We start from the raw sequence: 6,869 nt of genomic DNA, 5'->3' as shown, positions 1-6,869 counted from the left end.
GCGTGTCAAGGTGGCGTTTCCCTTCCTGCTGGAAATTTTCGTCATGGAACTGATGATCGAGATTTTGCGCGAAGCTGGTGTCAAGCTGCCCAAACCGGTTGGGCAGGCGGTCAGCATCATCGGCGGTCTTGTCATTGGGGAAGCGGCTGTGAACGCCAACCTGGTCAGTCCCGTGACGGTTGTCATCGTCGCACTGACCGCGATCTCCTCCTTCACGTCGCCTGTGTATTATCTCGGCATCACGCACCGGATTCTGCGTTTCTTTCTGCTGATCTGCAGCAGTCTGCTGGGGACGTACGGATTCATCCTGGGCCTGCTCTTCATCCATGCCCATGTGGCCAGGCTGGTTTCGTTCGGGGTTCCCTATCTGGCGCCGCTGTCGCCGCTGCGTTTGCGCGACTGGACGGATATGCTGATTCGCATTCCGATGAAAAAGCTGCATACGCGTCCAGCATTTCTGAAAACGCGCAAGCCAAAAAAGGGAGAGAACACCCCGATGATGCGCCCCGACAAGCGGAACACGTGAAGGCAACATCTCCTCATGAAAGGAATGATCACGCGTGCAAGGACTGGAACAGCGTCCCGCGATTAGTCCGACTCAACTTTTCATGTTAGCATTCGGCCTTATTGTGGGGGTGGGGTTCCTCATCATGCCCAGAGGCGCGATGGAGAAAGCCCGGGAAGATGCATGGCTGACTGTCATCCTGGCGGGAATGTGCGCCATCCTGTCGCTGTGGTTGATCACCCGGGTGGCCCGCATGTTTCCGCATGATACTGTGTTTGATTACAATACCAAGCTGTTTGGAAGCATTATCGGCAGCTTGTTCAACATCCTGTGGGGCTTGTACTTCCTGTTCTTTACCGTGACCGGCATTCGCGTCATGGCCGAAGTGGTGAGAGAGGAAATGCTGCCGTTTACGCCTGTGGAAGTCATTATCGCCGCGATGCTGCTGGTGCTCGTGTACCCCGCATGGAACGGGCTGATGCCGATCATCCGCATGTTCGAATCGGGATTGCCCGTCACGCTGTTGTTGATTGTCATGTTTTTTCTGCTGGCCTATCTGCGCGCCGACTGGGCCGAACTGCGCATTCCGTTCCAGGAGGGCGTCACTCCCATCATTTCGGCTCTCCCCCAGACGATTTATTCGTACCTCGGCTTTGAAGTGTTGTTTTTGTACTATCCGTTCGTCACCCACAAGGATAAGGCTTTCGCCAGCACATCGTTTGCGATCGTCGCGGTGGGATTGTTTTACGCCTTTCTCGTATTGGGAACGCTGGTGACCCTTGGTCCGGATGTGACCACGACCCAGACCTTTCCCGTCGTGACCATGGCAAAGACGATCGAGGTGGTGCGCCAGTTTGTGGAGCGGGCCGAATTGTTGCTGATCATCCTGTGGCTTCCGCTCGCGTACACCACCCACCTCGGCTTCTTTTTCAGCAGTGCGTTTTCGTTCCATCGCACGTTTCCGCGCCTGGCATTGCGGTGGTGGATGGTGATCTTGCTGCCGCTGGTCTTCATCTTGTCGCTGATTCCCGACAATTTTATCGACATGCAGACGTGGTCGGACAAGGTGGGCCTTGTGGGATTGTTTTTGACGATTCCGTACCCCTTGATCATGCTGGTGTGCATTGTTGTGCGGCGCAGGCTGGGACATCTCTCTTCTCCCCGCAAGGACGGTGATGTGACATGACAAAACGGCGGCGGAACTGGCTCGCGGCCGTCACGGTTATCCTTTTTATCGGCGTCCTGCTTGCCGGATGCTGGGATTACCGGGAGCTGGAGAAGCGCGCGATCATTGTCGGCATCGGAGTTGACGAGCTGCCTCCGGCCACGTCCAAAGGCAAAAAGATGCGGATGTACCAGGTTCTCGTACAGGTGGTCGAACCGGCAGGCGCAGGAGGGAATATGGGAGCGGGGGGCAGTACGCAGGCAACCAGCCGGAAAGCCTACACGAACATCGTCATCACGACGCCGTCGTTTTCGGAAGGAATCGAGCGGATCGTGTCCCTCAGTGATCGCATTCCCAATATGGCTCACCTGCAGCTCATCGGGGTGGGGGAAACGTTGGCGAAAAACGGCATCAACGAGCTGTACGACTTTTTGACCCGTCTGCCCCAGATGCGCCGCCACACGGAAATCATTGTGCTGGATGGACCGGTTTCCCGGTTCTTTACCACGCCGAGCATCTCCCAACCCAGCCCGGCACTGCACATGGCGGAGATGGCGGCAAATGTACAGCGGACGCTGGTGATGCCCGAGTCCAACCTGGGGGTGGTCTCCAAAAGCGTTCGGGGACACATACCGTTCATCCTGGTAACAGCGTCTCTGGACGAAAACAAAAATATCAACATGAAACAAGCGGCCGTATTTGACCGCCAAAAAATGGTGGGCACCCTGTCAACGGATCAAATGCAGGACCTGTCCCTATTGCAGAATGAAATTGAACGGGGGCTTCTGTCCTTCCCGTGTTCCGGAGGCAAAAAAACGGGGCTTCAGGTCTTGGCGGGGAGAAGCAGAATCGAGCCTGCCATGCGAAATGGCCGGCCGCACGTAACGTTTAAGCTCAGCCTCCAGACGGAGCTGATCGAATACCAATGTCTGGGCGCTTCCTTTGACAAACAGGAACAGATCCGAAAGGCTGAACGATTGTACGGCGCCGAGTTGAAAAAACGATTGATCACGACGGCCAACAAGCTGAAAGACAAGTACAAAGTGGACGTGTTCCGGCTGACCACCCGGTTGAAGAACTATCCGGACCTGTACAAGGCGATTCGGAACGACCCCAAAACCTTTATGGAACAGATGGTCGTCGATGTAAACGTCAAGCTGAGGATCCGGACGATCGGCAGTTCGCTCGAAACCCCGAGTCTTAAAGTGAATCCGTGATCACCTGCTCCATCAGGCGAGGCTCGCTATTCAATCACTGCGCGGCGGCATGTCTCCCGTGGACCCGACGCTCCCGGCAATGTCCGCAAGCGTGTAAGGGCGCTCGACAAAACGACCGTCTGACCACTGGTACAGCCGCAGGTCGGGCATTCCCCCCGCAAAGCTGAGAATCCAATAGGCCAGCTGGGGATAGTGCCAGCCGATTTGATCCGCTTCAGAGGGAACGGGCGGGCTCGTCGGATGGCTGTGCAGGATGCCGACCCACTGCACGCCTGCCTTCCGCACGCTGGCAAGCGCCTGAAAAAAGGAAGGGGCGTCCCACGAAAACGAGTTTCTGCCGTGGCTGGATGAGCGCATCGCCAAATAACCGGTTACCATGGAGCCGTGTCCTGTCAGCAGCGCGGAATACTCATACGGCAGCGCCTCCTGTGCTTCGGCCAGGAGGCGTTTGGCTGTGTGCCGGTCAAAAGACAAACCCTGGTTTTGACTCGCAAAAGGACGGCCGATCAGATCGTCGTACATGCGGCTTTCCTCCGTCTAGGAATGTGGCGAAATTTGCAGGAGCAAACATGACTCGATACGATGATTGTACCATGGGCCGTCTGGCGGGCAACCGGGGAGGCATTCGCCACTTTTCGCTCCAGGCATAGTTTGGTATGCTTAATCGCAAAGGGGTCCCGCCATGAATGTAGATGAATGTACAGGCAGGGGCCGGTTACGCAGACAGTTGGTCATTTCTTCCCTCCATTGGGGTTGGAGGTTTGTGTTGAATGAATTCGATCCAAGTGGGAGTGTGCGGCTGGGGAGACCACTACGACTTGTATCCCCCGGGGACGCGCAGCCGGGACAAGCTGTCCGTCTATGCAGGCCATTTCCCCATCGTGGAACTGGACAGTTCTTTTTATGCCATATTGCCGCAGCGCAATTACGAGACATGGGTGCGTGAAACACCGGACTGCTTTGGCTTCATCGTCAAGCCGCACCAGGCAATGACCGGCCACCAACGAAGTGAAGCGCCCCTGGATCGGCGGGAACTGTTTCGCCAGTTTGAGGAGAGCATCCAGCCGCTGGTGGCGGCGGGCAAGCTGAAAGCGCTGCTGTTTCAATATCCCCCCTGGTTTGACTGTACACGGGAGCACGTGCAGTATGTCCAGGCCTGCCGACAGGCGCTGGATACGTATCCGTTTGCCGTGGAATTCCGCCACCGCAGTTGGTTTGAGCCGCGCTACCGTGAAAAGACTCTGGATTTTCTCAGAACCATCGGGGCGGTCCACGTCATCTGCGACGAGCCGCAGGCGGGCAGCAGCTGCGTCCCTGTCGTCGTCGCCGTGACCGATCCCAAGCTGGTGCTGATCCGCTTTCACGGGCGTAACGTCTCCGGCTGGAACAATCCGGGCGAGGGGCAAAACTGGCGGGATGTCCGCTATCTCTATCAGTACAGCGAAGCGGAACTGGCGGAATGGGTGCCGCGCGTTCAGGAAGTGGCCCGGGAGGCAGCCGAGGTGTGCATCCTGTTTAACAACAACTCGGGAGGGCACGCGGCCGGCAACGCCAAGCAGTTCATGGAGATGCTGGATGTCCGGCCGACGGGTCTGAATCCGCGTCAACTGGAGCTGTTCTAACAGTACGAAAGAAGGTTTGCAGATGGTTTTCGCTATGGCAGCTTTGTTTCTCGTCGTGGGACTGGGGGCCGGAATGATAGGCAGCATCGCCGGATTGGGCGGCGGGATGTTTTTTGTGCCGGCGCTGCTTTACTTTGCCAACGCCTACGAACCGGGCTCCGTCAGCCCGCAGGTGGCGGCGGGCACGTCTCTGTTGGTCATCGGAGTGACTGCGCTCTCGTCGTCGATTTCTTACATCAGGCAGAAAAAGGCGGACGTGCAGACTGCCCTGCTCTTTTTTTTGGGCAGCGCCCCTGGTGCTGTCGCAGGCGTGTACCTGAATACACTACTTCCAGTAAAGACGTTTTCACTGTTGTTCGGACTGTTTCAATTTGGCATGTTTGCCCTGATGATGGTCAAGGACAAAATCAAGCCGCGGAACCTGTCATGGGATGTAAAGCGCCGCTTCGTCGATCCCGACGGCGTCGAGTACGAGTACGGGTACAAGCGGTGGGCAGCCGTGACAGTGGCCTTTATGGTCGGCGTTGTCTCGTCGCTGTTTGGCGTGGGCGGGGGCCTGCTGATGGTGCCGGCGATGATCGTGTTGTTCCGCTTTCCGCCGCACATTGCGACCGCCACGTCGATGCTGGTTATTCTGTTCTCCGCCGCTGTTGGTTCCGCGACCAACATCCTGCATGATCACGTGCACTGGCTGTACGCCGCCATGTTGGCGCCGGGCGCCTGGATTGGCGGCAATCTGGGGGCGGCCGTGGCCGCTCGCTTGAAAGGCAAAACGATTGTGCTGCTGCTAAGGGTTCTGATCCTGGCAGTGGGAATCCAGATGATTGGCGATGCGATCTGGAAGTAGTAGCGAGAGGGAGGGGAGAGCTGTGGCGGACACTTGTACCTTGCACATTCTGCACACCAACGACGTGCACAGCAACTTTTCCAACATGCCGCAGATCGCCTCCTGCCTGCGCCAGAACCGGCAGAGGTGGGAAGCGCAGGGTGAGCGGGTGCTGACCGTCGACATCGGCGACCACGTGGACCGCATGAGCCTCAAAACGGAAGCGACGTGGGGGCGGGCCAACGTCGGGGTGTTGAACCGGAGCGGGTACCAGTACGTGACGATCGGCAACAACGAGGGGATTACCTTCCCCAAAGAAAAACTGGACGCCTTATACGAACACGCCGACTTTACAGTGGTGGCCGGCAATCTGATCGAGCCGGCGAGCGGGCAGACGCCGCAGTGGGCGGTGCCGTACGCGGTACATCATTGGCCCGATTTGCGGGTGGGGATTCTGGGGGTGACGATCCCGTTTGTCCCGTTTTACCGGATGATGGGGTGGGACCTGCGCGAGCCGCTGCCGCTGATCCGCGAGCAGGTCGCCATGCTTCGTCCTCAGGTGGACGTAATCGTGCTCCTGTCCCATTTGGGCTATCAGGCGGACTGCCAGTTGGCCCGGGAGGTGGATGGACTGGACGTGATCCTCGGCGGCCACACCCATCATATACTGGAGCATGGCGAGCGCATCGGCCGCACGTTGATCGCCCAGGCGGGCAGATATGGCGAGCTGGTCGGACACGTGCGTCTGACCTGGGATGCGGCGGCCAAACAGGTAAGCGGTCTGAGCGCCGAGCTGTTTCGCACGAACGACTATCAGCCCGAACCGGAGCTGGACGACTACTTGCGGCGGGAAACACTGGCGGCGGAAACCCTGCTGGATCGTCCGGCGGTTTCTCTCTCGACCGATCTGGACATCGGATGGACAAACGAAACGCCGTTTGGCTCGGTGTTGGCCGCCAGCCTGCGCAAGTGGACCGGAGCGGAGGTGGGTCTGGCCAACGGCGGGCTGCTGCTTACGACGCTGAAGCACGGCCCGGTGTCGTACAAAGACCTGTTGACCTGCGTGCCGCATCCGATCAATCCCTGTGCCGTCACGCTGACGGGGGAGCAGCTGCTGAGCGTGCTGAAGCGGGCTGTCCAGCCGGAAATGGTGCAGCGGGAACTGCGCGGTTATGGCTTCCGGGGCAACCAGATCGGCTGGATGGGCGTGGACGGCCTGCGGGTGTGGTATCGCCCGGGTGAGCAGCCGGACATCGAGCGGGTCGAAGTGAACGGTGAGCCGCTTGATCTCGGGCGGTCGTACCGGGTAGGCACTGTGGATATGTTCATGTTCAGCCGCCTGTTCCCGGAACTGGCCGACGGCGGCGAGATTCGGTTTTACCTCCCGGAGCTTTTACGAGACATCCTCGCGGTGACGCTGGGGGATGACGTACTGGTTCGCGCCGGCTTTGAACCGCGCTGGCTGCCCGTGACCATCTGACGGAATTCCTGAACACCTGCCCGGCGAATGGGGCATGCTACAGGGGAAAGGAGG

At 58.6% G+C, this 6,869-nt stretch carries 7 protein-coding genes; 6 read left to right on the top strand and 1 reads right to left on the bottom strand.

Going from position 1 to position 6,869, the window contains the following annotated elements; all coding sequences use genetic code 11:
• From KDN35_RS18920 to KDN35_RS18910, 3 genes are all read left to right on the top strand, one after another.
• On the top strand, positions 1–526 hold a 526-nt coding region (locus tag KDN35_RS18920), incomplete at its 5' end, for a spore germination protein (protein ID WP_212133612.1).
• A 34-nt stretch (positions 527–560) separates the two neighbouring features.
• Positions 561–1,691 (top strand): GerAB/ArcD/ProY family transporter, encoded by a 1,131-nt coding sequence (locus tag KDN35_RS18915; protein WP_349291005.1) that lies wholly within the window; start codon positions 561–563, stop codon positions 1,689–1,691.
• Positions 1,688–2,887 carry a Ger(x)C family spore germination protein gene (locus tag KDN35_RS18910; RefSeq protein ID WP_212133609.1) on the top strand — a complete coding sequence of 400 codons (1,200 nt, stop codon included), beginning with the start codon at positions 1,688–1,690 and terminating at the stop codon, positions 2,885–2,887. The genes KDN35_RS18915 and KDN35_RS18910 overlap by 4 nt, the downstream gene beginning before the upstream one ends.
• A 30-nt stretch (positions 2,888–2,917) precedes the next feature.
• Here the strand turns inward: KDN35_RS18910 and KDN35_RS18905 are convergent, their stop codons facing one another.
• The gene (locus tag KDN35_RS18905; RefSeq protein WP_212133607.1) at positions 2,918–3,409 is read right to left on the bottom strand and encodes a M67 family metallopeptidase; all 492 of its coding nucleotides are present in this window, start codon (positions 3,407–3,409) and stop codon (positions 2,918–2,920) included.
• 248 nt (positions 3,410–3,657) lie between these two features.
• Between KDN35_RS18905 and KDN35_RS18900 the strand changes: the two genes are divergently transcribed.
• From KDN35_RS18900 to KDN35_RS18890, 3 genes are read left to right on the top strand one after another with little or no spacing between them, the layout of a single operon-like run.
• Positions 3,658–4,509, top strand: coding sequence for a DUF72 domain-containing protein (locus KDN35_RS18900; protein WP_171566883.1), 852 nt, complete (start codon positions 3,658–3,660; stop codon positions 4,507–4,509).
• Positions 4,510–4,531: 22 nt separating this feature from the next.
• On the top strand, positions 4,532–5,356 hold the full coding sequence (locus KDN35_RS18895; protein ID WP_171566884.1) for a sulfite exporter TauE/SafE family protein: 825 nt from the start codon (positions 4,532–4,534) through the stop codon (positions 5,354–5,356).
• 22 nt (positions 5,357–5,378) lie between these two features.
• Positions 5,379–6,815: a bifunctional metallophosphatase/5'-nucleotidase gene (locus KDN35_RS18890; protein ID WP_212133605.1), complete on the top strand. Its 1,437-nt coding sequence runs from the start codon at positions 5,379–5,381 to the stop codon at positions 6,813–6,815.
• The last annotated feature ends 54 nt before the right edge of the window (positions 6,816–6,869 follow it).

Origin of the sequence: Brevibacillus sp. NL20B1, assembly GCF_018195675.1 — a bacterium.
Lineage (GTDB): Bacteria > Bacillota > Bacilli > Brevibacillales > Brevibacillaceae > Brevibacillus > Brevibacillus aydinogluensis.
Note: the sequence above shows the minus strand (reverse complement) of the source record. Positions and strands in the feature narration are given on the sequence as shown.